Origin of the sequence: Lacticaseibacillus thailandensis DSM 22698 = JCM 13996 (assembly GCF_001436135.1) — a bacterium.
Classification (GTDB): domain Bacteria; phylum Bacillota; class Bacilli; order Lactobacillales; family Lactobacillaceae; genus Lacticaseibacillus; species Lacticaseibacillus thailandensis.
This window is the reverse complement of sequence record NZ_AYZK01000008.1, coordinates 25,043-51,203: the sequence shown is the minus strand read 5'-3', so window position 1 is coordinate 51,203 and position 26,161 is coordinate 25,043. Positions and strand designations below refer to the sequence as shown.

General features: G+C 55.6%; 23 protein-coding genes and 1 pseudogene. 7 read left to right on the top strand and 17 right to left on the bottom strand.

The genetic code is table 11. The features are described from left to right. Nucleotides 1–227: 227 nt before the first annotated feature. The 6 genes from FD19_RS08675 to brnQ all read right to left on the bottom strand — a co-directional run bounded on the left by FD19_RS08675 (nucleotide 228) and on the right by brnQ (nucleotide 9,571). Complete coding sequence (locus FD19_RS08675; protein ID WP_054750864.1) at nucleotides 228–1,043, bottom strand: Cof-type HAD-IIB family hydrolase; 816 nt, start codon at nucleotides 1,041–1,043, stop codon at nucleotides 228–230. Nucleotides 1,044–1,202: 159 nt separating this feature from the next. Beyond that, nucleotides 1,203–1,973: a class C sortase gene (locus FD19_RS08670; protein ID WP_056969793.1), complete on the bottom strand. Its 771-nt coding sequence runs from the start codon at nucleotides 1,971–1,973 to the stop codon at nucleotides 1,203–1,205. A gap of 73 nt (nucleotides 1,974–2,046) precedes the next feature. Further along, the gene (locus FD19_RS08665; RefSeq protein WP_054750861.1) at nucleotides 2,047–3,543 is read right to left on the bottom strand and encodes a SpaH/EbpB family LPXTG-anchored major pilin; all 1,497 of its coding nucleotides are present in this window, start codon (nucleotides 3,541–3,543) and stop codon (nucleotides 2,047–2,049) included. A 64-nt stretch (nucleotides 3,544–3,607) separates the two neighbouring features. Continuing rightward, entirely contained in the window at nucleotides 3,608–4,912 is a 1,305-nt protein-coding gene (locus tag FD19_RS08660) for a pilin N-terminal domain-containing protein (RefSeq protein WP_056969791.1), read from the bottom strand. After that, the gene (locus tag FD19_RS08655; protein ID WP_054750858.1) at nucleotides 4,905–7,946 is read right to left on the bottom strand and encodes an MSCRAMM family protein; all 3,042 of its coding nucleotides are present in this window, start codon (nucleotides 7,944–7,946) and stop codon (nucleotides 4,905–4,907) included. Before FD19_RS08655 ends, FD19_RS08660 begins: the two co-directional genes overlap by 8 nt. A 269-nt stretch (nucleotides 7,947–8,215) precedes the next feature. Next, complete coding sequence (gene brnQ / locus FD19_RS08650; RefSeq protein WP_056969789.1) at nucleotides 8,216–9,571, bottom strand: branched-chain amino acid transport system II carrier protein; 1,356 nt, start codon at nucleotides 9,569–9,571, stop codon at nucleotides 8,216–8,218. Between the two features lie 151 nt (nucleotides 9,572–9,722). On the opposite strand from brnQ, the gene FD19_RS08645 reads away from it, so the two are divergent. Beyond that, complete coding sequence (locus tag FD19_RS08645; RefSeq protein ID WP_054750857.1) at nucleotides 9,723–10,193, top strand: ribonuclease H family protein; 471 nt, start codon at nucleotides 9,723–9,725, stop codon at nucleotides 10,191–10,193. Nucleotides 10,194–10,251: 58 nt separating this feature from the next. On the opposite strand, the gene FD19_RS08640 is transcribed toward FD19_RS08645, so the two are convergent. Beyond that, nucleotides 10,252–11,154, bottom strand: coding sequence for a LysR family transcriptional regulator (locus FD19_RS08640; RefSeq protein WP_054750856.1), 903 nt, complete (start codon nucleotides 11,152–11,154; stop codon nucleotides 10,252–10,254). 417 nt (nucleotides 11,155–11,571) lie between these two features. Between FD19_RS08640 and FD19_RS08635 the strand changes: the two genes are divergently transcribed. Further along, the gene (locus tag FD19_RS08635; RefSeq protein WP_054750855.1) at nucleotides 11,572–12,765 is read left to right on the top strand and encodes an aminotransferase-like domain-containing protein; all 1,194 of its coding nucleotides are present in this window, start codon (nucleotides 11,572–11,574) and stop codon (nucleotides 12,763–12,765) included. Between the two features lie 53 nt (nucleotides 12,766–12,818). On the opposite strand, the gene FD19_RS08630 is transcribed toward FD19_RS08635, so the two are convergent. The 8 genes from FD19_RS08630 to FD19_RS08600 form a co-directional block, all read right to left on the bottom strand. Beyond that, complete coding sequence (locus FD19_RS08630) at nucleotides 12,819–13,988, bottom strand: AI-2E family transporter (protein ID WP_054750854.1); 1,170 nt, start codon at nucleotides 13,986–13,988, stop codon at nucleotides 12,819–12,821. A 304-nt stretch (nucleotides 13,989–14,292) separates the two neighbouring features. Beyond that, the gene (locus tag FD19_RS08625; protein WP_056969787.1) at nucleotides 14,293–15,951 is read right to left on the bottom strand and encodes a peptide ABC transporter substrate-binding protein; all 1,659 of its coding nucleotides are present in this window, start codon (nucleotides 15,949–15,951) and stop codon (nucleotides 14,293–14,295) included. Nucleotides 15,952–15,969: 18 nt separating this feature from the next. Next, nucleotides 15,970–16,101 (bottom strand): hypothetical protein, encoded by a 132-nt coding sequence (locus FD19_RS09940; protein WP_268872341.1) that lies wholly within the window; start codon nucleotides 16,099–16,101, stop codon nucleotides 15,970–15,972. A 465-nt stretch (nucleotides 16,102–16,566) separates the two neighbouring features. After that, nucleotides 16,567–17,181 (bottom strand): hypothetical protein, encoded by a 615-nt coding sequence (locus FD19_RS08620; RefSeq protein WP_054750853.1) that lies wholly within the window; start codon nucleotides 17,179–17,181, stop codon nucleotides 16,567–16,569. 206 nt (nucleotides 17,182–17,387) lie between these two features. Then, nucleotides 17,388–17,990 (bottom strand): nitroreductase family protein, encoded by a 603-nt coding sequence (locus FD19_RS08615; RefSeq protein WP_054750852.1) that lies wholly within the window; start codon nucleotides 17,988–17,990, stop codon nucleotides 17,388–17,390. Nucleotides 17,991–18,083: 93 nt separating this feature from the next. Then, nucleotides 18,084–18,461, bottom strand: a complete 378-nt coding sequence (locus FD19_RS08610; RefSeq protein WP_054750851.1) for a DUF1634 domain-containing protein — start codon at nucleotides 18,459–18,461, stop codon at nucleotides 18,084–18,086. Then, a complete protein-coding gene (locus FD19_RS08605; protein ID WP_054750850.1) occupies nucleotides 18,461–19,306 on the bottom strand; it encodes a sulfite exporter TauE/SafE family protein in 846 nt (281 codons plus the stop codon). Before FD19_RS08605 ends, FD19_RS08610 begins: the two co-directional genes overlap by 1 nt. Before the next feature lie 26 nt (nucleotides 19,307–19,332). Continuing rightward, on the bottom strand, nucleotides 19,333–19,977 hold the full coding sequence (locus tag FD19_RS08600; protein ID WP_056969785.1) for a hypothetical protein: 645 nt from the start codon (nucleotides 19,975–19,977) through the stop codon (nucleotides 19,333–19,335). Nucleotides 19,978–20,193: 216 nt separating this feature from the next. Between FD19_RS08600 and FD19_RS08595 the strand changes: the two genes are divergently transcribed. The 5 genes and pseudogenes from FD19_RS08595 (at nucleotide 20,194) to FD19_RS08575 (ending at nucleotide 25,048) form a co-directional block, all read left to right on the top strand. Then, nucleotides 20,194–22,581 carry a helicase C-terminal domain-containing protein gene (locus FD19_RS08595; protein ID WP_056969783.1) on the top strand — a complete coding sequence of 796 codons (2,388 nt, stop codon included), beginning with the start codon at nucleotides 20,194–20,196 and terminating at the stop codon, nucleotides 22,579–22,581. A gap of 149 nt (nucleotides 22,582–22,730) precedes the next feature. After that, entirely contained in the window at nucleotides 22,731–23,438 is a 708-nt protein-coding gene (locus FD19_RS08590) for a glucosamine-6-phosphate deaminase (RefSeq protein WP_056969781.1), read from the top strand. A 261-nt stretch (nucleotides 23,439–23,699) separates the two neighbouring features. After that, nucleotides 23,700–23,906, top strand: a pseudogene (locus FD19_RS08585) (ATP-binding cassette domain-containing protein); the annotation flags it as partial. Between the two features lie 354 nt (nucleotides 23,907–24,260). After that, on the top strand, nucleotides 24,261–24,629 hold the full coding sequence (locus tag FD19_RS08580) for a hypothetical protein (RefSeq protein ID WP_054750847.1): 369 nt from the start codon (nucleotides 24,261–24,263) through the stop codon (nucleotides 24,627–24,629). A 77-nt stretch (nucleotides 24,630–24,706) separates the two neighbouring features. Then, nucleotides 24,707–25,048, top strand: a complete 342-nt coding sequence (locus FD19_RS08575) for a hypothetical protein (RefSeq protein ID WP_054750846.1) — start codon at nucleotides 24,707–24,709, stop codon at nucleotides 25,046–25,048. A gap of 67 nt (nucleotides 25,049–25,115) precedes the next feature. On the opposite strand, the gene FD19_RS08570 is transcribed toward FD19_RS08575, so the two are convergent. Next, entirely contained in the window at nucleotides 25,116–25,316 is a 201-nt protein-coding gene (locus FD19_RS08570) for a hypothetical protein (protein WP_054750845.1), read from the bottom strand. 183 nt (nucleotides 25,317–25,499) lie between these two features. Beyond that, nucleotides 25,500–26,153 carry a GDSL-type esterase/lipase family protein gene (locus FD19_RS08565; RefSeq protein WP_268872340.1) on the bottom strand — a complete coding sequence of 218 codons (654 nt, stop codon included), beginning with the start codon at nucleotides 26,151–26,153 and terminating at the stop codon, nucleotides 25,500–25,502. Between the last annotated feature and the right edge of the window lie 8 nt (nucleotides 26,154–26,161).

The window sequence follows — 26,161 nt, the reverse complement described above, 5'->3', positions numbered from 1 at the left end:
TAAATAGTATTTGCTCACGAATTGGCCACCTGCCACAATTCTTAAACTTATTTTTGATACGGTCGGCCCCTACTGACACAACGTTTTGCAGTGGCCAACCGATTAGAAAGTGCCGAGAGTAAACCCACTAATCACGGACTTGTAAACGGTCACAGAGGAACACCAATCCGGAACAAAATGAAAGGGCCCATGCGTTCACATGAGCCCCTTTGCGTAATTATTCTCATTTACTCAGTTTTGAGGTAATCCGCCAAAAATTTGGCAATACCGTCATGCTCATTATCGTCCGTCGTGTACGCAGCGATTTTCTTCACGGCCGGTACCGCGTTGCCCATAGCCACGCTGACACCCGCTTCCTGCATCATGCCAATATCGTTCATGCCGTCACCAAAGACGATAGTCCGGGACGCCGGGATCCCCGTTTTGGCCTGCAATTCCCGCACCGCCGTGGACTTATCAATGCCACGGGGAATCAGTTCCATGTTGTCGTGGTTCGATGCCGAAACGTGCATCAAGTCCATAGCGGCCAATTCTTCCTGTGTGCGCCGTAACCCCTCGGCGTCGCGCGGACTGATGACGATCCCGTTAGTGATCCTGTCAGCACGCTTCAACAGGTTTTCTAGGGTGCCGACCTGTTTAACGCCGACAGTCAACCCATCCGGCTGGAACACGCGCAGTGCGGCTTCAACAAAAGTCGGCGGCGTCTGGGTGTAGTACACCGTATCATCGCTGAAGTAAAAGGCGGACAAACCATGACGCGAAGTCACGTTGTTAGTCTGTGTCAGGGCTTCTTTGCCCAGCAGGTGGTGCACCCGCTGACCGGAAAAGTCATAGACCGCCCCGTTAGCGCCAATCACGCCGGCACGGTCGCTGACCTGCTCGGCGATGATCTTGGCGAGCGCGTACATCCGCCCCGTCGCCACAAAGAACGGGTGACCCGCATCCATGGCTAAGTTAAGTGCTGTGACGGTGTCGGGTGATACGTGCTGGTGGTCCACCGCCAACGTGCCGTCAATATCCGTAATGATCAAATGTGGTTCCATGTCCGGGTCCCCTTAATTCGTTTTTATCTCTTATTCTAACAGACATGGCAAATTCCACCACCTCCGACTTGTTGTGTGTCATTGGTTCTGGCGTAGTGGCGCCTCGCAGGTGACGCGGCCTCCACGAAATTAACAGCCAGGACGAAGTTGACAACTAACCTAGCTAACACCACTAACTGATTTCCGCCGCCACCGCCAGATCAAGGTGGCGCCAACGGACAAAATGGCTGCGACAATGCCCACGAGGAGCGCAACGCTGCGGTGATACCGCGACTCAGCGTCGTCCTTGGTCGCTCGCGCTACTTGGGCCGTATACGGTACCCGCCGGCCGGTCACCAGCAGCCGGTGGGAGTTGACCATGTACGGTGTGCACGTAATCAGCGTAGCCAAGTCCTCCCCTCGTTCCGGTGCCAACTCCCGCACGGCGGTGGGCAACACCGTCTGAATACGGAATACCTGGTAGGCGTAATGTTTACCCGCTACGGTCATGACGAAGGTGTCCCCTTTACGCAGCCGGTGAAGATTTGTAAATAGACGCTTGGATGGCACCCCGCTGTGTGCCGATATCGCCGTGTGTGTACCGCGACCGCCCGTGGGTGCGTCGGTTCCTGGCACCACACCCGCGCCTACGTGCAACGCTTGCGCACCAACGTTGTCGAACAGCGGTAGCCGCACGCCGATCCGCGCGATGGTAATACTGCCCAGAAGGTGTGCCCGCACGTCTTTGCTCAGGTTCTTGGCATCAAAGCTGTCTTCTGGAGTCGCTGCGTCCTGACGCTGCAACCGGGCGGCGTACTTGGCCGCATCTTTGTCCGCTGCGCGTTGCGTCTGGTGGTAAACCACCACGTCATTCACCAGCTGACTCACAAAGGGGTACGCGCACACACAAAGCCCCGCCACCAGGATGATTCGTGCCCATATTTGCCGCATGTGCCGCCACTCCCTTCCATTATATGTATGTAACCCACGATACTGTGGGTTACCGTTGATCATGCTGCTACCGCTATGCTTGTGCGTGGCGCCGCCGCATCAGCAGCAGGGCCGCACCCATCAAGCCAATACCCGCCAGTAGGAAGGCCAACCAGCCCATCCCACCAGTCATTGGCAGGAAGCCAAAGTTTTCGGGATCGTTTTGAACATAGATCTTCGCCGTGTCATCAAAGCTACCATCCTTAATCGTGAAACGCGTGCTCTTGTCCTTGATGACGTAGCCGTCCGGTGCCTGGGTTTCTACTAGCTGGTACTGGCCATCCGCCAAGCCCCGCACTACTACCAGACCGTCTTCGCCAGACGTGTACGTCGTGGCAGCATTGATATCATCCGTCCAGTTAATTTCATCTTTACCAACTACCGCGTATTGGCTACCACGTTGAACCACGAATTTAGCGCCTTTCAACGTCTTGTCGTTGCCAACCGTGGAAACCTTAACGAACTTGTGCCCACCAGTTGCCACTTCAGTCGAATCATCATCGAGATCGTGTTTCTGGTCGTTGGCCGTTTGGTAGGTAACGTAGAATTTGTTACCGATTTTCGTATCTGGCGTCGCGTCGTCCGTGATGAACGCAGAGTACGTAATCGTCACCGTCTTGCCGGCCAGGCTAGCAAAGAAGGCTTTGCTGTCCGCGTCCGTCAGGTTAAAGTCATACTGCCACTTAGTCCGCGAGTCATTGAAAACGAAAGTACCCTGGGCTAAGAATCCAGCCAGGTAATCATCACTCGTGCCGTTGACCGTGATGCTCTTGATAGCGTCATACTGTGCACCAGTACCCTGAAATGCGTCCCAGATGTTAAACATCTTCATGTCCGTAATGTTACTTGGAATCGTGAACCTGGCCTGGTAGTCGAACCGGTCCCCAACTTCATGACGCTGAGTCTCCGTCGCCGGTGCCCCTTCGTCATCCAGGAGCACCTTGTCGACCCCATAGTTCTTTGGGTACAGGTGGATGTCCCGCAAGCTTTGACCCTCGTTGTTTGGATCCGCAACTGGCAGGGCTACCACCATTGGCAGTGACCCGGACGTGACCGTCCCTGGTACCGTCGTTTCAACGATGATAAACACCGAGTTCATGGAGGCCCCACTCGTCAGCTGCGTTTTAGCTGGTAGGTGTTGCCAATTGATTCCACCCTCGGTATCGGTGAACTTTTCAGCACCAATTGCACCATCTTCGTAGTCACCCAGTGCGGCGAGATTGTTAGTAAATTTTTCCGCCAACGTCTGGCCGTTCTTCCCATCATATTCCTGATAGAACTGTTCACTGATGTTGTAGATCGTAAACCCAGCGCCTTCCAGGGGCTCACCGGGCATTGTTTGTTCCAACCCACTGTTCTCAATCGTGGTGTTTTCCGTCAGTTTAGACTTGTGAATCGTGATGCTAACATCATCCGTGGTGGCGGTTGCGGCCCCCACCGGCCGGAGCGTGGCTAGGCTCGCAAGAACCCCAATCAACAGGATCAGCGTGCCTAGCAGGCTCCCCCAATAACCTATTTTTGCGCGTTTCATGGCGTTTCCTCCTCATCTTGTTGGGGACGCCAGCGTGCGTGCTGCACCCCCTCATTACCAGTCATCATTGATGCTTGTGCGCATTCTTTGTCTGAACCTCCACTGTGGCCCGACGTAGCCGCCGGCGCCAAATTATCGCTAAACCAATCATGCCCAGACCAATAATCACAGCCAGAACGGACCAGTATTGGCCCAACTGCGGTAGCCATCCCCGCGTCGCTTTGCCCGTCGCGGTGGTACCCGTCCGGGCCGGACCCGTAGTACTGGTCGGACTCCCAAGCCCCGGCGTGGTCCCGCCGGTTTCTGGCACCGTGGTGGTCTTGGCGTTGTTGTACACGTACGGGCGGCCGCGCTGGATAATGGCAGCCGTCAAACTACCACTACTCGTCTCGGTCACCGCCTGCCCGTTGATCACGACCGGATTATAGGTTCCATCCGCGTGGTACGTGCTCGTCGGTACCGTCATCGCCACGGGCTGTTCCAGCAGCTGGTAACCGTCAGGAGCCGTCACTTCGACCCACTGGTAGTCCCCCGCCGGAAACATAATTTCGCCCGTAGTTAACAGACCGTGGTCGCCAGACGTGAACCGACGTAACTTGGCGTCCGTTTGCGGTTGCGTGCTGGTTACCCACTGCAGTTCCTGTAGGTTGTCCTGCTCGGCGGCCAGGTATTGCCAGCTACCGGCTTGCTGCCGCCGTACCACGAACGCCGCGCCCGTTAACCGGCTCTCAGTGCCATTAGCTTGCCGCCCAATTTTGAAGAAGTACGGGTCACGCTGGTACGCCACGTTCTTCGGGTAGATGTGCAAAGCTGCGGTGCTGGTGCTGTACATGTTCGGCACCACCAACATCCCCGGTAGGGACGTCACGTCAACGTTCGCCGCCCCGGCAGTATCAGCATCCTCCACGATGAAGTACGCGGTCGGCTGCCCGTCACGCACCCGCGCCACCGGGAAGCTCGCTACGCCGCGTTCGCCACTGCTACTAGTAGCGGTAGTCACGTCCGCAGCTACAGGCAACTCCTGTTTGGCTGCCACGTCGGCCATGGCGGTGGCGGTCATATCGCCGTTGCCATAGACCTGAACGAAACGGTCCAGGCCGCCGTCAAAGTCGCGCAGGTACTCGGTCGCATCGTAAACCGTCATCCGCACGCCGTTTAAACCAACACTGTTGGCTAACGCCGCGTGGTCAGTCGCCAACTCCGTACCCTGATTCGCAATACTCGGTAGTTCATCCCGGCTATGGTACAGCCGTTTGTGGATGGTCACCGTAGTCGTGGTCTCCGCCGCGACCGGCTGGGTAACCATAAACATGAGGGTCAGTCCCAGTACCGCCAGGATGGTGACTACCAACCAACGTAACTTAGTCATGACCATCACCTCCCCGCCGGCGCTGCACCAGTGCCCAAGCACTACCGATCATTACCAGCAACAATCCGCCCACCATGTAGCCCCAGAGTCCGCGGCTACCCGTGTCGGGAAGTTTACCCGGATGTGGGGTCACCGGCGTGTTATCAACCGTGATGTGGGCTGTGTTGTCCTGCTTGTCTGGCAGAAGCTGGTAATCCAACGCTACTTGGTCACCCGTAATTGGGTCGCCAGTGACATCCACGTAGGTGGCCGTGATACCAGTAGCCGTCACCACCAGCTTGATGCGGCGGGTGAGGCTTTCAAACCCGGTCGGCGCCTGCGTTTCGTTGATAAAGTACGTGCCGGCCGTTAACTTGTGTGCAAAGGTTAACTTGCCGTCATGACCAGACGTCTGTTCATCTAGCTGGTTGCCTTGAGCATCAGTCAGTTCAAACTGCGCGCCCGCCAGTGGCTCCTTGTTCTCGCCGTTACGCTTGAGTAGCGTTAAAACGAACGGTTTGAGGTGGTTCACGACTTGCGTATTGGTCGGCATCCCTCCGGTCCACGCAACACTGCCGTCATTCTGCACCTGTACCTGATAAATCGTCGTGTTCGGTACGAACCCGGCTGGTGGCGTCGTTTCCTTGATGGTGTATTCACCTGGTGCGACGTCAGCGAAGACGACCTGGCCGTCCTTGTCAGCAAACACCTCGGCTCCCACCGGTTTACCATCACGGTAGAGGGTGAAGCCGGCTCGGGCCAGTGGCTGACCGTCGCCGTCAACTTTGTTGAAACGAATCTTGCCGTTCACCTTGTCGCCAAGGTAGACGGTTACTTCGTTAGTTTGACGGCTGTACTCTCCCTGACCTGCAACCGGCATCATTGTCACCGTTGCCTGGTTGTCCAACTTGGCGCGTGGGTCAACGTCCGTCGGATTCGTCGTGACTTTGACCGCTAACCGGATGGTGAAGTAACCACCAGTAAAGGCGATGTCACGCACGTAATCACCGTTGGTCATCGTAATTGTGACTTGTTGTCGTCCGTTGACCATGCTTGTGTGCACATTTTGATTGTTAAGATTAATTCCGGTCGATGAATCCCCAGTAATGAAGTCGCTGAACAACGTGACTTGATCATCACCACCAGTTAAGACCAGGTGTTCCGGGAGCAGGTCGCTAATGGTGATCTTCTCTGGCTTGGTCAGATAATCAGTTAACGAGTACGTCTGCTGGTTGATGTAGTAGTAGAATGTCCCGTTCGGGTGGTACTGGTTCACCAAGCCCTCGTCTAAATCGTTGTTGGTCCACGTCGCGTCGTCATCCAGATTTACTTGGTCGGGGCTACCCCCACCATCGAGTTTCTGCGTGCTAACACTCTTCCGGTTTTCCAAGTAATCCGGAATCACGTGTTCACGGGAACCGCTCGATAGGGCTAGCCAAGCATTGTAGGAGGCACCGTACGTGCCCCGTTTAAAGGTGAACGTGTCACCGGTTATATCCAGGGCGACAGCACCTTTGTAGAAAGTGGCCGCGCCGGCCCAGTCTTCCCATTCGTGATCAGCATTATTGGGGTCGTAAGCCGTCTTGCCCCATTCGCCCCAAGTGTGGGAGGTGTAACCCATCGTTTGTTCACCACCCGACTTAGTGTTTTCGTATTCAGTCGCAAAATTACCCTTTGCGACCCCAACACGTGTATTTCCGTAGAATTGAAGGTGAGAAATATGGGTTGAATCATACTCGGCCTCACCAAAGCCGCCACTCAGAGGTTCAACAAACTCACCCGGATTCAGCGAGGTAAAGGTCAGCTGGGCTTGATTCGTCAGTCCACCATCGTCGCCAAAACTAACGCGAGTGTTTTTATCCCCCTTCACGAAGAAGGTGACGGTCCAATCGAAGCTGCGTACGTTAGCCAGCACCAATCCAGAATAGAAATTGTGGGAAAAATCAAACGCAAATTGGTTGACACCACCCCAATCGTTACCATGAGTAACGACGTTGTCGATCTTCACGTAGGCACCAATATCAACCACTTGGCCATTGCCATCCAGCACCGTCCCCACGTAGTCGTATTCCAACGTTAGGTTAACGTTACCCACGTTGTTACTATACCGACTACTGAAAATCACCGCAGTTGACCCGGCGACCGCGTATTCCTTGTACCGGTTGGTCTGCATCGCGCCAGCGTTGTTATATTCACCAGCTCCCGCGCTGCTACCCTTAGGCGTTATGCTGGCGCCAATACCAGCATCGTTCACATCTACCTGCAAATTGGCCGTCGCATTCCCCAGCAACCGTAAGTTAGTGGCGTGCAGAATGCTGTTCCCCGGGGCCTCAATTTTCGTCGTGGCCGCCGGTACGTCCTCCTCGGCCTTGTCGGTCGCCGTTTCCGGTGTGTCAGTCGCAGGTGACTCCTCAGCGGGTTCCTCCTCGGTCGTCGGTGCCGCTTCTGCCGGCACTGCAACTGGCAGCTCCGGCGCACTCACATCCGTAGTGGTGTCAATGTCCGGTGCTTCCTTCGCGGCCGCCGCCTCTTTGGCTGCTGCCACTGCCTCCTGCAGACTCGCCGGCAACGCCACCGTGTGTGGCTGCGCTGCCTCATCCTGCAACAGGTCGGACGTCACCGTGCCGCCCATGTCCTTGCCATCAAGTTGGACCCAGACCACCAGCTGCGTGGCATCCAAATCGGTGCTCACCACCAACTGGCCCTGGGCCGCAACGCTATACTCGGCTTCGTGGTACCATTCGTCGTCCGGATCGGTCGACCGTTCCAGGTCACCGTCACGCCGAACGACGGTCCCACTGCCATTTTCCGCTTGCGCCACGCGGATCCGAATCGCCCTAGTGGTGTGGTCGGTCGGATCGTGGCGATCAAAGTCGATCTGCCAGTCGATCCGGTCATCCACGACCGTCGGGGTGACCGTGACCCGCGCCGCCGAGTCATCGAGTACCGTGGCCGTATTATCAGCGGCGGTCACCGGCTGTACATGCCCCCAGAAGCCCTGCAGCTGCAGCAGCACCAGCAACATGACGGCACAAGCGTTAATCAGTCGTTTCATGCTATTACCCTCCCTTCATCCAAACTGCCACTCATCTTGCTTTGCCACACATCCCTCCCTTACCGGTTTCCGCGTAATCTCCTATAACCACAATCTACACAATCAAATAAGCCGACGTATTCAATTACGTCGGCTCACAATTGCACAAAATTCGGTTCATCACGGAAACCGCTTACAGAAGTAAATAACGCTAACTATTAACCCTATTTACGGCGATAAAAAAACGCCCGTCACGGCGTTCATTTTTAAAAAAGAATTTTGTTGTTGATTTATGATTTCATTATTAAGCGGTGTCGCCGGTAACCATGGGCTACTAGACCAATGACGAAGCCAAGCAAAGCTGGACAAACCCACCCCAGTCCGAGGCTAAATCCAGGTAGGTACTGACCCCACCCAACGACCTGGTGCACCCACGCACCTTTAAGTCCAGTCGGCAGTGCGTTGAGCCCGTCCAGTAGTGCGGGGATAAACGTAAAGACGGTGGTCATCACGTACACCACGCGGTCATTATCAAACAGGTGCTCCGCCAGCGCCGTCAAAATTAGGACGATCGCTAGCGGGTAGAGGAAGTACATCACCGGCTCGGAAATGGCCAGGATAGCGTTGAGGCCCACGTTTGCAATGATCAGCGAGACCAGCGCTGACCAGAACACCACCGTCCGGTAATGGAGCCGCGGAAACAGCTCCACGGCCGTGTCACCAAATGACGTCAGCAAGCCAATCCCCGTTTTCAGGCAGGCGAGGATCACAATGATGGCCGTCAGGATACTGCCCAGGGTACCAAAATAATAATTGGAAATTTCGGCAATAATAACGCCACCATTGCTGGCAAAGTCAAATTGCCCCAGCGACGTCAGCCCCATGAAGGCCAGAGCAGCGTACAGGATCGCCATCAGCAAGGCCGCGATCCCGCCGGCCTTAATGGTGTCGGTCGCAATGGCTTTGGGTTTCGTCACACCCAAATCACGAATCGCGTTGACCACCACGACACCAAATGCCAGGCTAGCCAGCGCGTCCATGGTCATGTACCCGTTGGTGAAACCCTTGATGAGGGGCGCGTGCCGATAAGCACCGGAAACCATGTCCTGACTAAAGTGCCCCAACGGAAAGATAATGGCAAAAGCCAGTAACAGGGCCAACGCCACCAGAAAGGCCGGCGTTAATACTTTGCCGACGTACGTCATGATACGCCCTGGTCGCCGCGCCAGGAGCCAAGCGACGAGGAAAAAACAGAACGAGAATATCAACAGCGCCAACTTAGCGTGGTCGGCCGGAATAAACGTCGATAGGCCAATCTCGTAGGAAATCGTAGCCAGGCGCGGCGTGGCGAAAAGTGGACCCATGCACAGGTACAGGATAATCGTAAAGAAAAAGGCGTAGGGCCGGCCGACCTTCTGGGCTAAGGCGAAGACCCCGTCCGTCCGGGACAACCCAATGGCGGCGACCCCAAGTAGTGGCAGGCCCACACCGGAGATCAGGAAGCCAATCAATGCAGGAATCACGTTCTTACCTGAGGCTTGGCCCAGGAATACCGGAAAGATTAAGTTGCCAGCACCGAAGAACATCCCGAACAGCATGGACCCGATAAAAAACAGGTTGCTACGGGTTAAACGTTGTTTTTCCATCTTTTACCCCTTACGTACACGTCAAAAAACAGTCATTCAATTCTAACACATCTATTGACGCCATGCCGCCCAGTTGCAACGCGTACCTGCAACCAACCGACTACGCCGCTGTGCTAAACTGGGACGGTAAGCAAACCGAGGAGGACGAATGATGCCTAAGACAATTGAGCTCTACACGGACGGTGGCAACCGCAACACCGGCGTCAACAAGGGTGGTTCTGTCCGCCCCACTGACAAAAGTGCGTGGGCGGCGCTGCTCCGTTACGGCGACCACGAGAAAATGCTGTCCGGCGGTGAGTATGGCCGCACCAACAACTACATGGAAATCATGGCGGCCATTCAGGGCCTGTCCGCCATCAAGCGCACCGACATCCCTGTTAACCTGTACTCCGATTCCGCCTACGTCATCAACACGATGCAGCAGCAGTGGTACGTGAAGTGGCGCGCCAACGGTTGGCGTAAGCAGGGCAAGCCGGTCAAAAACGCCGCGCTGTGGCAGCAGCTCCTTGCCCAGGTGGACCGCTTTGACTCCCTCACCTTCAACAAGGTGAAGGGTCACGCCAACAATCGCGATAACAACCGCGTCGACGCCGCCCTCAACGCCACCATGGACAAAATGTAGTGTACGCAAAGAAGCTTCCGGAACGCCAACCAACTGGTATTTCGGAAGCTTCTCTGCGTTACGCCTGCGCACCTAGATAACGGTTACCGTACTCCTCCTGGAGGTAATCGGTGATCGTTGCGCGCATGTGGGCGACGCTGGGGGCTTGCGCCTGGGTCGGGTTGACCACCATGCACAGCGTCCGTTCAAAGTCGGTCGAAAACGGGTAGACGTTGACGTTCCCCACCAACTTGTTGAGGGCCAACTCCGGCAGAATTCCTAGACCCAAACCAGATTCCACCATCGACAGGATGGACTGGTCGTCAATGGAATACGTCAATGAATTGCCGGACACGTGGTAACGATCCAGTGCTCGCTTGGTGTCACGGTCATAGTCCTGCTGCTGCAAAATGAAACTGCGGCCGCCAATATCCGCGTCGTCGACAAACTCGCCGTTGTGGGGCTTAAAGTCCGTCGGCGTGACGCAGAAGATGCGGTCCTTAATCAGCGGCGTCACGTCCACATTACTGGAAACTGGCAATAGCGAAAAACCGATGTCGATGGTCCCGAGGCGCACCTGCTCGTTGATCTCGTTGAAGCCAGCCTGGACCACCTCAATGTTGACGTGGGGATACTTGGCCTTATATCGCTGAATGATTTGTGGAAGCCAGTTAGTGGACACGGACGAGAACGCCCCGATGCGCACGCGCCCGGCAGCCATACCGTTGATATCGTCGGCCACTTGCCGCAATTGTCCCTCCAGGTTCAGGATGCCCTGAATCACGGGTAGGACGGTTTGACCGTCGCTGGTCAGCTCCACCCCACTACGGTTACGGATGAACAGCGGAAAGCCTAGTTCCGTTTCGAGCTGACTAACACTGTGACTGACGGCGCTAGGGGTCACGTTCAGGTCGGCGGCGGCCCGGGCAAAGGTGCCCTGCGCCACGACGGCGGCAAAGACTTGGTAGCTAAAGTTCGACATGTTCATACCTCTAGTTGAATACATTTCAAGTTCAAATGAAATAGTTGAGCTTTATTTATTATAGGACGGGCGGTAGGGTTAAGGCAAGGAAAACCAGAGCGGAGCAATGCGGTTAGAAAGCGGAGTGTAACCGACTTGGGCTGGAAGGCCCGGGTTTGGCCTTTTAGTTCAAGTGGGTTATGCAGTAGCTTTCTGCATTGCGTAGCTCGACGAACCAGAGCGGAGCCCCGCGGGTAAAAGCGTTAGCGTAAGGTGCTTTGACCGAAAGGCCCGCTTTTGGCCTTTTGGTTGAAGGGCCTTACGCGGTAGCTTTTGCGGGGCGTAGCTCGACGGACCAGAGCGCAGCCCCGCGGGTAAAAGCGTTAGGTGCTTGGGCCCACGCAGCTCGACGATCATACTACATAAGGAGGAACAGCAATGGATTACGCGGAACGAACACAGCGAGCAACGGACAATGGGTTAGGTGACCTGTTGGCCGCGCCCACCAAGAACCAAATCAGCTTTGCGGGCGGCCTGCCCGATCCGCAACTGTTTCCTCAGCAAGAGTTGAGCCTCGCCTTTGCCACGGCACTGGCCAACCATTCTGGCGACCAATTCCAGTACTCCGACGCCCAAGGGTTTCGACCCTTACGCGTGCAGTTGGCGCAGCTCCTGCAGCGTGACGGCGTGCGGGCAACCGCGGACACCATTGCCATGACCCAGGGAGCCCAGCAAGCGCTCGACCTCATCGCGCGTCTGTACATCAACCCTGGGGACACCATCGTGGTGGAGGCACCCACCTACCCGGGTGCCATCAGCGCCTTTGATACCTACGAACCCCACTATGCGGGCGTGCCGGTGCAAAGTGACGGCATGGACATGGTCGCCCTCCGCCGCATATTGACCGCACGGCACGTTAAGCTAATTTACACCGTGCCGGACTTTCAGAATCCCACCGGGACCGTTATGTCCCTCGCCAAGCGGCGGACGCTGTTGGCGCTGGCCCGCGAGTTTGACGTCATGATTATTGAAGACGCCCCCTACCGCTGGTTACGGTATGACGGCACCAATCTACCCACATTGAGTGAACTTGACGATGGTCAGCACGTCATCTTTGTGGACAGCATGAGCAAGATCCTGGCGCCGGGCCTGCGCGTGGGCTGGGTCCACGCCAACCAAGCAGTCATTAATGACCTGGTTGCGCTCAAGAGCGGGGCCGACCTCGAGTCGAGCACGTTAACGTTGCGTGGTGTGAGCCAGTACCTCCACGACAACGACATCACCGCCCATATCACGGCGCTGCGGCATAGCTACCGTCACAAGCGGGACGTCATGCTCCAGGGATTGCGCGCCAACCTACCCGCCGCGGCGCAGTTAAGTTCACCACAAGGGGGCTTCTTCATCTGGGTCACCTTACCCACGGCGGTGGACACGGACGCGCTGGCCCGGCAATGCAAAGCCACGTTGGCGCTGGTACCCGGCAGCATGACCTACCCGTTACACGACCACCACAACGGGATACGCCTCGCCTTTACCCACTGCTCACCAGCCGAAATCACGGCCGGCTGTGCCCGTCTCGGCCACGCGGTGCAAACTGCACTGGCGGCGGCAACCACCCTGCAGGCACGTTAGCCCACGACAAAACGGCCGCACTCATCATGAGCGCGGCCGTTATTGTTGTCTCGTTACGATCGTGGTACGTCGTCATCCGCTTGGGGTTCATCCGTACTGTTCATGTAATCAAAGAAGCCGTTGTTAGGTTCCGCAATAAAGCACGTCAGCACGGTTTTAACCACCGCGTAGGCCGGAATACCCAGAATCACGCCCAGCAGGCCCCAGATATTGCCCGCGGTCAGCAGGATTACGATCACGGTCAGCGGACTAATGTCGAGGGTCTTGCCGATGACGTTCGGGTACACAAAGTTATTGTCGATCTGCTGCACAGCGACCGCCACCACGACGGCCCACAACACGTTTTGCCAGGATACGGTCATCGCTACCAGCACGGCCGGTACCGCCCCCAACCACGGGCCGATGTACGGCACCATGTTCATGACCCCGGCGGTAAAACCGATGGCCAACGCGTACGGCGTCCCGACGATGTAGTAACCAATACATGACAGGATGGCAACGATCAACATATCCGTAAACTGACCGGTGAAGTAAGTCTCCACGGTGGTGTTGACCCGGTGTAGCAAGTTAGCCACAAAGGGACGGCGCGCTGGCGGGCAGAACCGCTGGATGTTGCCCGAGAGGCGGTCACCATTCTTCATCAAGAAGTAGAGGATGATGGGTGCCATAAAAATGTTGACCAAGGCGTTACCGATCCAACTCACGATCGACGAAATCTCCGTGGCGTTATCACCCAACAGGTTTGCGAGGTACTTGATCAACTTTTGGTTATCAAAGTCGAGCTTTTTGACCACCGCGTCCAGCCCGAGACCCTGAGCAATGTCAGTCCCGGCCAATTGGTTGGCGAGCTTTTGCACCCGCCCGGCAAGCTGGGGCAGATTTTGCACGATGTTCACAACCTGGCTGGTGATGTGTGGAATCAGTACGGCGAGTCCGCCGATAACCAGCACTAGTAACAGCACAAAGGCGGTGATGTTAGCGGCCCGCCGCTTCATTTTGAGCTTCATCAGCAGTTTAACCAGCGGTCGCAATAGATAGTACAGGAACCCTGCAATGAGGAAGGGACCTAGTAAGGTAGAGAAAAAGGTGCGCAACGGCGCAAAAATAAACGAGATTTTGGTGCAAACAAAAATCAGGAGCGCCAAGAGCAGTAGTTGTACGGTCACGTACAACCAACGCGACTGACGGCTGGTGAGTCGTATCTTGTTCAGGGGTTGCTTCACGGGGTCCACTTCCTCTCAAACCGCTATTTACTCTCAGTATACAGGTTCCAGCATCTGAGCGAAACCGTTATCATGGCGATCCTGAAGTTGGTGGTGGCTGGACTACTGCGGAGGGGAAATTACCCCACGGTCCAGCCAACCGATCACATAAATTGCACCAACCATCCGGTACTATTCCCGAACCATGGTGCCATTACCGATGTACTGGCGCTGACCTAACCAAAATGGCTCCGTCCCGATACGTTGTGCGTATCAAGGCGGAGCCATTATTAACTATTGCATGACCTGTGTGACCAAGTACTGACTACTTAATGTACGCGTACTTGTAAGACCATTGCGTCCCGGCGGTGTTGTGAATGATACCACGGACATCGTCCTTCTTCAGGAAGGAGTATACGCTCTGGTACAGCGGCGTAACGGCCTGATCCTTCAGAATTACGTGGCTGGCATCAATCATGTCCTGCCAACGCTTGTCCGGGTTGTTGGCATCGGTAACGGAAGCCATCTTGACCAGCGCTTCGTACTGAGCACTATCGTACTTGCCGTAGTTGTATGAAGCGTCCTTCTGCAGAATCTGCAGGAAGGAAATTGGGTCGTTGAAGTCGGCGCCCCAACCAGCAAGTGCGATGTCAAAGTTGCCCCGCTGCTCGTTCTGGCGGGTAGCCTGTGACGGCATGCTCTGAATCTTCAACGTCAGTCCTGGCAAGTACTTAGCAGCCTGTGCCTTCAGGTACTGTACCACTTGCTGTGACGACTTATCGTCACCATCGTCACTTGGTGCCAAGATGGTCAAGGAAATGTTCTTGACCCCGGTTTCCTTCTGGGCAGCAGCCCAATCAGCCTTGGCCCGCTTGATATTGTAGTCCAGCGTCCCGGCAACGGCCTGGTCCTTGGAGAAGTCCTTCCCCGTCTTTGGACTAGCAGCCAGTGAGGTGGAAACCAAACCGGTTGGGATCACCGTACCCTGACCGACGACCTTCTTGGCCAGTTGCTTGCGGTTGACCAACGCGGAAATTGCCTGCCGGAAGTGGGTGTTGTTCAACACCTTCTGCTTGTTGGCATCGCTGTCCGCCCGGTTGTATTCCAAAAAGCTGACGTAGGAGTACGGGTAGATCTTGTATTCCTTGTTGTGTGCGTAGTTGTTAACCTGGGTGGCCTCCAACTGTGTCAGATCAATTTTGCCGGTCTGGTAAAGGTCCAGGCTGGTGCTGGCATCACTAACCACCATGTAGTTGATCTTCTGCAGCTTAACCTTCTTGGCGTCCCAGTAGTCCTTGTTCTTGACGAAAGTCCACTTGTTGCTCGTACCGTTCCACTTGGAAATCTTGAACGGGCCCGTGTAAGCCGAGTACTGGGCCTTGGTACCGTACTTCTTGCCGTACTTAGCGACCACCTTCTGGTCCTGCGGCGAAAACAGTGGGTAGGCCATCAAGACCTTAAAGTAGGCGATGGGCTGGTCCAGCTGCACCACCACGGTATCCTTCCCCTTAGCCGAAATGCCCAACGTGTTGGGGCTCTTCTTCCCCGCGATGATGTCGTTGGCGTTCTTGATCCCAGCGAATAAGTATGAGTACGGGGACGTCGTCTTCGGGTTGATTGTCCGGCGCCATGAGTAAACAAAGGATTGCGCGGTAATCGGATCACCGTTACTAAACTTGGCTTTGCGCAACTTGAACGTGTAAGTACGCCCGTCCGCCGAAACTGAAGCGGACTTGGCAAGACCGGCCGTAGCCTTCCCGTTCTTACCTAACCGGTAAAAGCTTTCGTAGACGTTCCCCGTCTGGCCATAACCCGTGGACTTAGAAATATCGATGGTATCTAGTTGTGCCGACGCGGCCAGGTTGAGCACCTGCTTTTTACTGCTACTCGTACTGCTACTTGCACCGCACGCAGCGAGTACCAATGCCGACGCGAGTACTACTGTCCCAGTGGCCACTAATCGGGCCCATGATTGCTTATGCATATTAAATTGCCTCCAGTTTTAACTGGCGGTCACGTAGAGGGTGACCGCACCGTTCTTCTTCAAAAAAGTCCGCCCTATGCCCATGCGCATACAGCAAGGTTCTGCATCTGCTTCCTGTTTACACACCGAACAACACAACTGCTGGGCCATGCGACCACCCCCTTTCTTCATCTCATCATGTTTAGCCTTACCCGGATAGCCACAACTATCCGGGAGACAAAAAGAGGCGCCCCACAATCCGTTACCGGATTAAGGGACGCCCACGCGCGTTACCACCCTACGTTCACGTGCCGAAGCACGCCTCAACGGTACCACCACCCACAAATGGTAGATACCCGGCAAAGTAACGCTTGCCCACGAACCAGTATTGCTGGTTTCAGCTCCGAGGCCATCTTCACTACCAAACCGTTGATCCTTTACACCAAAGCGGACCTCTCTGAATAACGGTTAAAATAGCTACTCTTCTCATCATTGCCTAAACACGAATCTTAAACTGACGTCAGTGTACCGTTTATTGTTACTATCTGCAACTATCAAAAGTTAAAAATAACACATTTATCATTAAGCACTAACAGAATTGCTTACTTATAGTACCTACTATCAGTAATTAAAAAACTATTTTTTCACGGGCGTAATTTTGTTAACGACCCAGCCATGCTCAGACCGTTGCAATTCCCACAGTTGCGTGGTGGTCTGCGCCGGATCCGGTTCACTGGCCCCGACCCGCATGGTCACCCGTGTAATCGTGGCCCGGATGTGCAATTCATCTTTGGGCGTGGCCACCCGCTGCAAGTCATCAAAGGTCAGCTCGGTGTAACCCTGCGGTCCAGCATCAGGCGTCCAACCGCGCGTCAGTTGCGTCCACGCCTGTTTAGTCGTGTAGCGGGTCAACTCGGTCGTATCGCGCTGGTCAATCGCCGCCTGCACCTGCCGGGCCAAAGCCATAAACTCATCGCGATTACCCACGCCAAGCGGTAACGCCGTAGCTTTGCGTTCAGGCCGGGGCTGTTCGACGGCATCGGAAAAGGCGGTCACCCGTTGTTGCTGCTGCTGATTACGCCGCCGTACCCGCAGGCGGGGCACGATCAAGTACCAGAGGGCAAAGATGACGGCGATGAGGATGATGATGTTAATTGCTCCGCTACCGCCACTATTATTGCTTCCCCGCGCTGCTTCGCGCATCAGGTGGCGCAAACCAAATAGCCGCATACCCATGACCATATTCACCATACTGGTACCTCCTCATAACTTACTAACTTTAGTATAACGCTAATCCCTCAACACCTACGGATCCGATGCGGCGGTCCACCAAGCCGTCACGCCGCCGACCCTAACCAGTCACCGGGCCAGCGACCGCATAAAAAAAGCCGCGATGGTGATCGCGGCTTTGGTTGAATATTTGTATTGTTGGTGCACGTGTATAGGGTTATTCGGTATTACTTGAGGACCTTGAACTGGTCGTCCTTGCTCATCTTGTCCTTGGCGTCAGCACCGGCCTCAATCGAACCAAAGTCCATCTGGGCGCGGAGCTTCCAGTTAGCCGGGATGTTGAAGGCATCCTTAACCAAGTCGTCGATAATTGGGTTGTAGTGCTGCAAGTTAGCACCCAAACCATTCTCAGCCAGTGCGACCCAAGCATTCGTCTGGATGGCACCTTCGGCCTGCTCTGCCCAATCCTTAAAGTTGTCTGCGTACAGTGGGAAGTCCTTTTCCAGCTGTGCAACCTGGTCGGTGTCCACAAAGTACAGAATCGTTCCGTAAGCCGCCTTGAAGCTGGCAATCTTGGCCTTCGTCTTCTCGTAAGCTGCCTCAGTTGGTACCTCACTCTTCAGACGCTTAACCACAATGTCCCACAGCTGGTCATGCTTATCGCCAAACAAAAATACGGCGCGCGTCGTCACGGCATTGAACGCATGCGGCGTTGCTTGAATGGTGTTCTCCAGCAGGTCGACGATTTCGTCGTCGCTCTGCTTAACGTTCTTGCCCAGTGCGTAAATGGAGTGACGCTGGTTCAACAAATCTAACAATTTAGTTTCCATGTTTTTCATAACCACCTTTAGTTTTTGCTTACAAGAGTTATCTTAGCAGCTTATTTTTTGTAAGTACAGCCCCAAACGTATTTTCGGGTTATTTTATCCAAAGTAGCCGATGATCATCGCGACCACCAAAATGATGAGCACCACCGTCGTGATCCACACGTAGAGTTGGTCGTGCTCCACCATGAAGGCGTAGATCGACACGACTACCCGCAGCACCGGCGTCAAGATGAGGAGGAATAGCCCCACCATCATGACCGCATCGGCTTGTCCGTGCATCAGCCCGACAAAGATAGTCCCAAAGCGGTGGGGTTGGGTCGCAGCCGTTAACTGGCCCCCCTGAAACATCATCATAACTAACCCAATTAGGAGGACCACGACCGCCGCCATCACCCCAATGCGCATGATGCGCCCAATCATTAAGGCCACATACTTACTTTCTTCGCGGACATGGTCCCGTTCACGATTTTGCATTAGATGTTCACCCCGAATCCTTTCAGCAGCATCTGAATGCCCATGAAGCCAATAATGGGCACAAAGATCATCCGCAACAGACGCGTTGGCATCAGCGGCATAATGCGCGAACCGATCAGTGCGCCGCCCAAAATGCCTAAGGCCAGTGGTACCGCAATACCAGGGTGCAAGGAGCCGTTAAAGAAGTAGACCGTGGCACTAGCCGCCGCTGTTACCCCCATCATCAAGTTGGAGGTCGCACTGCTGGGCTTCAAGGGCATCTTCATGATGGTGTCCATCGCAATCACTTTGAACGCCCCACTACCGATACCGAGCATCCCCGACGCCAAGCCGGCGCCAAACATCATCGTCATCCCCCCAGGGACGTTGGTGACGGTGTAATCAACTTGCTTCTGGGTCGACTTGTCGAAGTACGTTCCGTTCAGCTTCAGCTTGGTGGCTAACTCGTCCGGGTGGTCAGCCGGTGCGGCGTCCGTTTTCCCAATCAGCTTGCGGATCATGTTGTAGGTGGAAAAGACGAGCAGAGCCCCAAACAACCAGTACAGGATACTGGACGGGATCATCCCCGTCAGGATGGCCCCTACGATCGCCCCCACCGTAGTCCCGATTTCCAGAAACATCGCCACCCGCAGGTTCAACATGTCATCGCGCAAGTACGCGATGGTCGCGCCGGAACTAGTCGCGATAACGGCCACGATACTAGCGGCAATTGCGTATTGGATGGGTAAGCCCATCAACACAGTCAGGACGGGGGTAATGATCATGCCCCCACCGATGCCCATGATGGCCCCCAGAATACCGGCACCCACACCAGTAATAATTAGCAAAATTATTTGGTTGGTCATAAATTCTCCCCCTAAGGCAACCCGCGTTACTTGGTGTTCTTCTTCGTGGTACTACGCTTGCGGGTCGTGGTTTTGGTTGTCGCCTTCCTCGTGGTCTTCTTCGCGGTGGCGCGCTTGGTTGACGCCTTCTTTGTGGTGGCTTTTTTGGCAGTACGCGTCGTCCGCCGGGTCGTGGCCTGCGCTGCAGTCTTGGGCTTGACCTCTTCCTGCGGCTTGGCAGCTTCAGTCGCAATGTGGGCCAGCTTCTCGGTCACGGAATCAACGATTGCTTGACCGTACTGGTCGGGATGGGCCAAGAACTCATCGGCCGTGGCCACTTCGTCGATGCGGAGACCCGATGCGTTCAAAAACTTGTTTGCGACCACCAGGTACAACCGCACCGGCACAATTTCATCGTTGCCCAAAAAGTTGGTAATTTTCTTTGCGTCCGCCATCGGGAGGTTCACCACCCCCGCCTCTAGCGCCACGGTCGTCGGTTCGGCACTGGCGATGGTCACCACACTGCGCATAATGCGGCCCGCACCCAGATTAGTCTGGGCATCTGCCAGCAACGGCGCCAACGCGGCGGCGACCCCTTCTTGTTCCACTGCCACTGGCTGAACTGTATGTTCACTGATGACGTAGTCCGTGTTGGTCACGGCGTCTAGGTATTTCTGTACATTAATTTCCATTTAAATTGACTCTCCTCTAATTGCGGGCCACGTCGCCGTGCCCCCATACCTGCACTCATCATATCGAACCCCCGCACCCCCTGCAAGGTTGTTAGTAGTCAGGCACTGTTGAAACCTCTATACTGAATGACGCAAGTACCCTTGACCACGCGGCTACCATCAACCCCTTAAAATTGGGATACGATAGCCCTAGTAATAGTAAAGGAGGCGTGGTGAATGCCCACAACCAGAATTGGCGTCCGCGAACTAGTTGAATTTACCGTCCGCAGCGGTGACCTCAACCCAGTTACGCAAGCCAGCAATAATACCGCCATGATGGGTAGCCGCATTCACCGGCGGATACAGGACGCACACGCCGACAACGCCGACTATGAATACGAAGCCGAGGTCTACCTTAAACGTGACGAAACCATTGCTGGGGCGGACTACACCATCGACGGCCGGGCCGACGGGGTCATTACGTTCCCGGACGGACCGGTCGTGCTGGAAGAAATCAAGACGTCGGCCCGCGATTTTGACCAACTGACCGCCAACACCATTGACCGGTACTGGGCCCAGGCAGCAACGTACGGGCACTATCTATGCCAGGACCGGGACCTACCGGAGCTGACCATCGACCTCATCTACGTCAACACGCGAAATCAGGACGAAAGTCACCATCGCCGCGAGTACACCGCCGAAGAACTCGCCACCCAGTATGCGGCCCTCATTAAGGAATTTGCCAGCTGGATCAAGTTACGCAGCGACATCATTAACCGCCGTAACGAGACGGCCGCGGCTCTCAAGTTTCCGTTTCCTGAGTTTCGTGCCGGCCAACACGACTTTGCCGGGGCCGTATACAAAACCATCTACACCGGCCAGCGTCTGTTCGTGCAGGCGCCCACTGGTACCGGCAAGACCATTTCCACCCTGTTTCCCGCGGTCAAGGCCATGGGGGCGGGCTTGATTAACCGGGCGTTCTACCTGACGGCCAAAGCCGCCACCCGGCACGTCGCCGAGGACGCGATGACCCTGATGGGGGATGCCGGCCTGGTGGCCAAAAGTATCACCATCACGGCCCGCGACACCATCCGGTTTGACGATGAACCGGACGAGCCAACGCAAAATCCGTACATGCTGGGTTATTACGACCGGTTGAAGCCAGCCCTTCTGGACATGTTGGCGCACAACGACCGCATCACCCGGGCCGTGGTCGAAGAATACGCCCAAAAGCACACGGTCGACCCGTTCGAGTTTTCCCTCGACGCGAGCCTCTTTTGTGACGTCATTATCTGCGACTATAACTACCTGTTCGACCCGCGGGTGTTTTTGCAACGCTTTTTTGCTAATCCCGACCCCGAAAACTGCTTTCTGGTGGACGAAGCCCACAACCTGGTGGACCGCGCCCGCGACATGTACAGTGCGGCGGTATCCCGCCAAGCCTTTGCGGACATTCTCCCCGCACTGAAGGGACTCAAAGGTGGTCGCATCACCCGCCTGCGCAAGAGTATCCGCGGGGTGGAGGACACGTTTGACGTACTCGACGCGAACCTCCAACAGGACGAACACTTCCAAGCGGACCCCATCGACCCGTTGATCGACAGTCTGGACGCCTTTGCCACCCAGTTTCACGAATGGTTGGAAGCCGAAAAGTCACCGGCAGTCGACCAGGTGCAGGACGCCGGGCTCGACGCTTTCTTTGCCGCCAACACCTACCTCAAAATTGCGGAGCTGTACGACGACGCCTTCGAAACCCGCGTCGCCCGTACCGGTGATGACATCACGGTCAAGCAAATGTGCCTCAACCCCAGCGAGTTCGTCGACGCGCGGTTGGCCCTCGGCCACGGGGCGGTGCTATTTTCCGCCACCCTGACGCCCATGAACTACTACCAAGATGTGCTTGGGGGCGTCGAGAACAGCCTCGCCTACACGTTGCCTTCACCCTTCCCGCCGGCCAACCAAGCGGTGGTCATTGCCAGCAACGTGCAGACTACCTACCGGGAGCGCACCAGGAGCTTACCAGCGTTGATTGCGGCGCTGACGGTCTTAGTGACGGCGCGGGCCGGTCACTACCTGGTCTTTTGCCCCTCCTACGCTTACCTACAAACCGTGCACGACGCCTTTGTGCGGGCCAACCCGAAGCTCGACGTGGTCACCCAACGTAGTGCGATGTCCGCGGCGGAACGCCAAGGGTTCCTGGACGCCTTTGCCCCCGGCCAGCCACCTGTTGTTGGCTTCGCTGTCCTCGGGGGTAGCTTTGCCGAGGGTATCGACCTGCGGGGGCAGGCGCTCATTGGCGTTGCCATCGTGTCGGTGGGCCTCCCGGGGTTGTCCAGCGAAACTGACCGGATCAAAAATTACTACCAACAACGTAACGGCCAGGGCTTTGCCTACGCCTACCAGTTGCCCGGGCTGAACAACGTCCTCCAGGCGGGGGGTCGCGTGATTCGGGGTGCACACGATGTCGGGGTCATCCTGTTGCTGGACGCACGCTTTAACGAGCCGCGTTACCGGCAGTTACTACCCGCCCACTGGCAGGTCACGGCGACCACGCGCAGCACGCGTGAACTCGCGCAAACGCTGACGCAATTCTGGGCGGCACACCCTGAACCGAGCGATAAGTAACACCAACCGTAAAAAGCCCCACCAACCTTGTATGGTTGGTAGGGCTTTTTACTGTCAGGTCACTATGCCCCAAGGGTTGACTTTTACCCCCGATGGAACTATTATTGGTATAGACCAAAAGAGAGAGCACAACCGAGGAGGATAACATCATGGACGTACGTGTATTTGATGGTAAGGCAGCGGCAAGCAAGGCAGCATTTGAAGTAATTAAGGACGCGATGAACCATGGCATTCAGACTTTGGGTCTGGCTACGGGTAGCTCCCCCGTCGACCTGTACGACGACATGACGAGTAGTGACCTGGACTTCTCCCACATGACCAGCGTTAACCTGGACGAATACGTGGGCTTGGACCCCAAGAACGACCAGAGTTACCACTACTTCATGAACCAGCACCTGTTCAGTAAGAAGCCATTCAAGCAAAGCTTCGTGCCGGACGGCCAGGCGGCAGACATTGAACAGGCCGCCAAGGACTATGACCGCATCATTGAGGAACACCCAATCGACATTCAGTTATTGGGAATTGGGCGCAACGGCCACATTGGTTTCAACGAACCGGGGACGCCGTTTGACGGTGGCACGCACAAAGTAGCGTTGACCCAGTCAACGATTGACGCTAACGCCCGCTTCTTTGAACACGAAGAAGATGTACCACGTTACGCCATTTCAATGGGCATTGGTTCCATCATGAAGAGCAAGCAAATCATCCTGCTGGCCTTCGGTGAAGACAAGGCGGACGCCATTAAGGCCACAGTCGAGGGTCCAGTGACAGAGGACGTGCCAGCCTCCGTACTGCAGAAGCATAACAACGTGATTCTGTTCATTGATGAAGAGGCAGCAGCGAGGTTAAGCAAGTAGAGCCCGCGGGTAGGAAGCGCGAGCATCAGGGGCTTTCTGGTCCGCACAGCTCGTTGCCAAGCCCGCTAGTAGCCCCACTAACGCAGCATTCACCCCACAACAGGCTCAACACCGGGATTTCCCGTTGCTGAGCTTGTTTTTGTTTCCGAACCAGGACGGTAACCATCCACGGTGTATCAACCAATAACCGTTGGCGCCCCACTTGCAACCGCCTACACTGAGGCCATCAAGGCCGCAGGACCGGCTGAAGGAGGCCTATTCATGACCGAAGTTGTACAGCTTGATCACCTCACCAAACGTTTTGGTAAGTTCCAAGCACTCACCAACGTCACCTTCACGATTCATCCGGGAGAAGTCTTTGGGTTCATCGGGCCAAATGGGGCTGGTAAGTCCACCACCATCCGGATCTTACTGGGCCAGTTGCGCGCCACGTCCGGTCATGCCAGTATTTTTGGTCAACCGGCGTGGTCTAACGCCGTCAGTAGGTTGCTGGCCCCTAACCCAAAACCTGGTTTGGGTCTGCCCCATTTACGGGGTCTTTTCCCTGTACCTGGGGCCACTAGTTGATCTACCCAAGTGGTGCCAGCGCATCACGCCATATGGTTGGGTGAACCACGTGCCCATCGTGCAGGTAGCCTGGCCCACCTTTAGCTGGATGGTCGGACTGGGGCTAGCACTACTCCTGGCTGGTACACTAACCTACCGGCGCCGGGATTTGACGCTCAATTAGCTACAGTTCGCCTCAGTGCTTGTCACCGCAAAGCTGTACAATGATTGTGACAACTCAGCACCACTATCTCGCTACGTTAAGGAGGCCTCACCGTGCGCCACCGTACTTTTGCTTACAGCGCCCTAGTTTTCAGCGCCTTTGCCATCTTCCTCGGCTGGATCGAACCCATCACGGCCAAGTTCGGCCACTACACCCCTGGGTTTTGGCTGGGGGTGTTGCCGCTGCTGGGTATCCTGCTGATCGTGATGGGCCCCGTCGGCACCGCCCTGGTTCCTAATGCCGACGAACGGGTCCACATTTTGGGTCGGCTGGCTGGGCCCTACGTCCTCTACCTCGTTTTGTACACGCTAGTACGGGTGTACATCGTAGCCACCGGTCCCATTACGTGGACGTTAACTGGCGTGTTGTACCTGCTGGCCCTAGTCAGTTTGTGGCTGATTGAACAGCACCATGCAAAGTAACCGCATTCTTTTTTTGATATAATGGTCGATAAACAAATGACCCGGCCGCACGCCGGGACAAACTGGAGGCACCACTCTTGTTACGCTTACGTTTTACATACAATACCATTGTCTATACGGCACTCGTCCTTGCGTCGATTTGGCTCACCCACACCGGTTCATTTGGTCTAGCCGTTATTGGTTCCCTGGCCTTGCTGTACATCGCCATCTTCCCTGTCGGCAGCGCCATCCTCGCCGACCGTGAAGCACGGACCAAGGCCTGGCCGATCATCGGGGTGTTCTTCCTCATCTTCTTTGTGTTCCAGCTAGTCATGACCGTAATCGGCGCCACCATCCCGTTTGTTTACTGGATCGTCTTGCTACTCGTTTACTGCATCACGATTTTCGTCTTCTGGCGGCTCGACCACCGGCAACAGTAATAAGTACCCCGTAATAGTCCAAAAAGTATCAGCCACGAATCTGCGGCTGATACTTTTTTATTAATTATTAGAATAAGCGTAACACCAGCGCGATGCCCACACCGAGGAGAAGCACCCCAAACACGACGCTGTACCATAGACCAAACCCTATAAACGGACTGGTACCGGCGTTGCCGTGGTCGCGTACCCCACGAAAAGTTTGTCTGGTAATCCAGAACTGCCACACCGCACCTAGTAGAACAACTAAACCGGTAATTTGCTCCCACATCACTATCAGCTCCTTCATTCGACCAAGTTGGCCAATTACGCCGACACCCCACTCTGCAAGTCAATTATAAGTCCGGCACGTGCACTTTGTGACATGAGCAGGCAAATTTGCCGAAAAAAGGCGCCTAAATGCGTATTGCCGGCTGTACCGGTCCGCCAGCGACGCCACTGCCCGGAAAGGACGCTAATTTGTCGCTCCGTCCATTAACCTGAGCATCGCATCAGCCAGGATGCCGTAACCAAACTTGCCGAAGTGTAACCCGTCATGGAGGCCTCCGTCCACCGTAGCTTCCAGATTGGGAGTGACCATAAACAGGTGGTAGAGGTCCAACACCCGTGCGTCATATGCCGCCGCGACTTTGCTCAACACCTGACCGTACTGCTGAATGCGCGCGTTGCTTCGGTGGCGCTGCAACCGTTCATTAACTGGTGGCGGCGTGATCAGCACCACGCGATCGGCCGAATATACCGCGACGATGCGCGCCACGATCTGCTCCAGGTTGACCCGAAATTGCGCGAGTGGCACCAACTTGTGTGCCGCCGCGTCATTGGTGCCGATCAGCACAAACACCCAGTCGGCGTGCGGCCGCTGAACCACGTCGTAATCCACACGCGCTAAGAGGTCCGGCGTTTGGTCGCCGCTGACCGCCGTGTTGTCCACGACCAATCCTGGCCGCCGGTTACGCAACGCCTTGTTGATCAGCGGCCCGTGCGCGTCCTCGCGCCGTGCCATTAAGCTATCTCCAGTCAGTAATACCCGCAATGTGTTAGCCTCCGTTAGTTTAGGATTTATTTTATACCTACGTACGCATTTCTGGGTGATGGCGGTTGGATCCACGATAATCG

What these genes read in the sequence shown, in the direction of transcription:
- FD19_RS08675 (WP_054750864.1), bottom strand. Translation starts at nt 1,043, where the DNA reads ATGGAACCACATTTGATCATTACGGATATTGACGGCACGTTGGCGGTG.
- FD19_RS08670 (WP_056969793.1), bottom strand. Translation starts at nt 1,973, where the DNA reads ATGCGGCAAATATGGGCACGAATCATCCTGGTGGCGGGGCTTTGTGTG.
- FD19_RS08665 (WP_054750861.1), bottom strand. Translation starts at nt 3,543, where the DNA reads ATGAAACGCGCAAAAATAGGTTATTGGGGGAGCCTGCTAGGCACGCTG.
- FD19_RS08660 (WP_056969791.1), bottom strand. Translation starts at nt 4,912, where the DNA reads ATGACTAAGTTACGTTGGTTGGTAGTCACCATCCTGGCGGTACTGGGA.
- FD19_RS08655 (WP_054750858.1), bottom strand. Translation starts at nt 7,946, where the DNA reads ATGAAACGACTGATTAACGCTTGTGCCGTCATGTTGCTGGTGCTGCTG.
- brnQ (WP_056969789.1), bottom strand. Translation starts at nt 9,571, where the DNA reads ATGGAAAAACAACGTTTAACCCGTAGCAACCTGTTTTTTATCGGGTCC.
- FD19_RS08645 (WP_054750857.1), top strand. Translation starts at nt 9,723, where the DNA reads ATGCCTAAGACAATTGAGCTCTACACGGACGGTGGCAACCGCAACACC.
- FD19_RS08640 (WP_054750856.1), bottom strand. Translation starts at nt 11,154, where the DNA reads ATGTCGAACTTTAGCTACCAAGTCTTTGCCGCCGTCGTGGCGCAGGGC.
- FD19_RS08635 (WP_054750855.1), top strand. Translation starts at nt 11,572, where the DNA reads ATGGATTACGCGGAACGAACACAGCGAGCAACGGACAATGGGTTAGGT.
- FD19_RS08625 (WP_056969787.1), bottom strand. Translation starts at nt 15,951, where the DNA reads ATGCATAAGCAATCATGGGCCCGATTAGTGGCCACTGGGACAGTAGTA.
- FD19_RS09940 (WP_268872341.1), bottom strand. Translation starts at nt 16,101, where the DNA reads ATGGCCCAGCAGTTGTGTTGTTCGGTGTGTAAACAGGAAGCAGATGCA.
- FD19_RS08620 (WP_054750853.1), bottom strand. Translation starts at nt 17,181, where the DNA reads ATGGTGAATATGGTCATGGGTATGCGGCTATTTGGTTTGCGCCACCTG.
- FD19_RS08615 (WP_054750852.1), bottom strand. Translation starts at nt 17,990, where the DNA reads ATGGAAACTAAATTGTTAGATTTGTTGAACCAGCGTCACTCCATTTAC.
- FD19_RS08610 (WP_054750851.1), bottom strand. Translation starts at nt 18,461, where the DNA reads ATGCAAAATCGTGAACGGGACCATGTCCGCGAAGAAAGTAAGTATGTG.
- FD19_RS08605 (WP_054750850.1), bottom strand. Translation starts at nt 19,306, where the DNA reads ATGACCAACCAAATAATTTTGCTAATTATTACTGGTGTGGGTGCCGGT.
- FD19_RS08600 (WP_056969785.1), bottom strand. Translation starts at nt 19,977, where the DNA reads ATGGAAATTAATGTACAGAAATACCTAGACGCCGTGACCAACACGGAC.
- FD19_RS08595 (WP_056969783.1), top strand. Translation starts at nt 20,194, where the DNA reads ATGCCCACAACCAGAATTGGCGTCCGCGAACTAGTTGAATTTACCGTC.
- FD19_RS08590 (WP_056969781.1), top strand. Translation starts at nt 22,731, where the DNA reads ATGGACGTACGTGTATTTGATGGTAAGGCAGCGGCAAGCAAGGCAGCA.
- FD19_RS08570 (WP_054750845.1), bottom strand. Translation starts at nt 25,316, where the DNA reads ATGTGGGAGCAAATTACCGGTTTAGTTGTTCTACTAGGTGCGGTGTGG.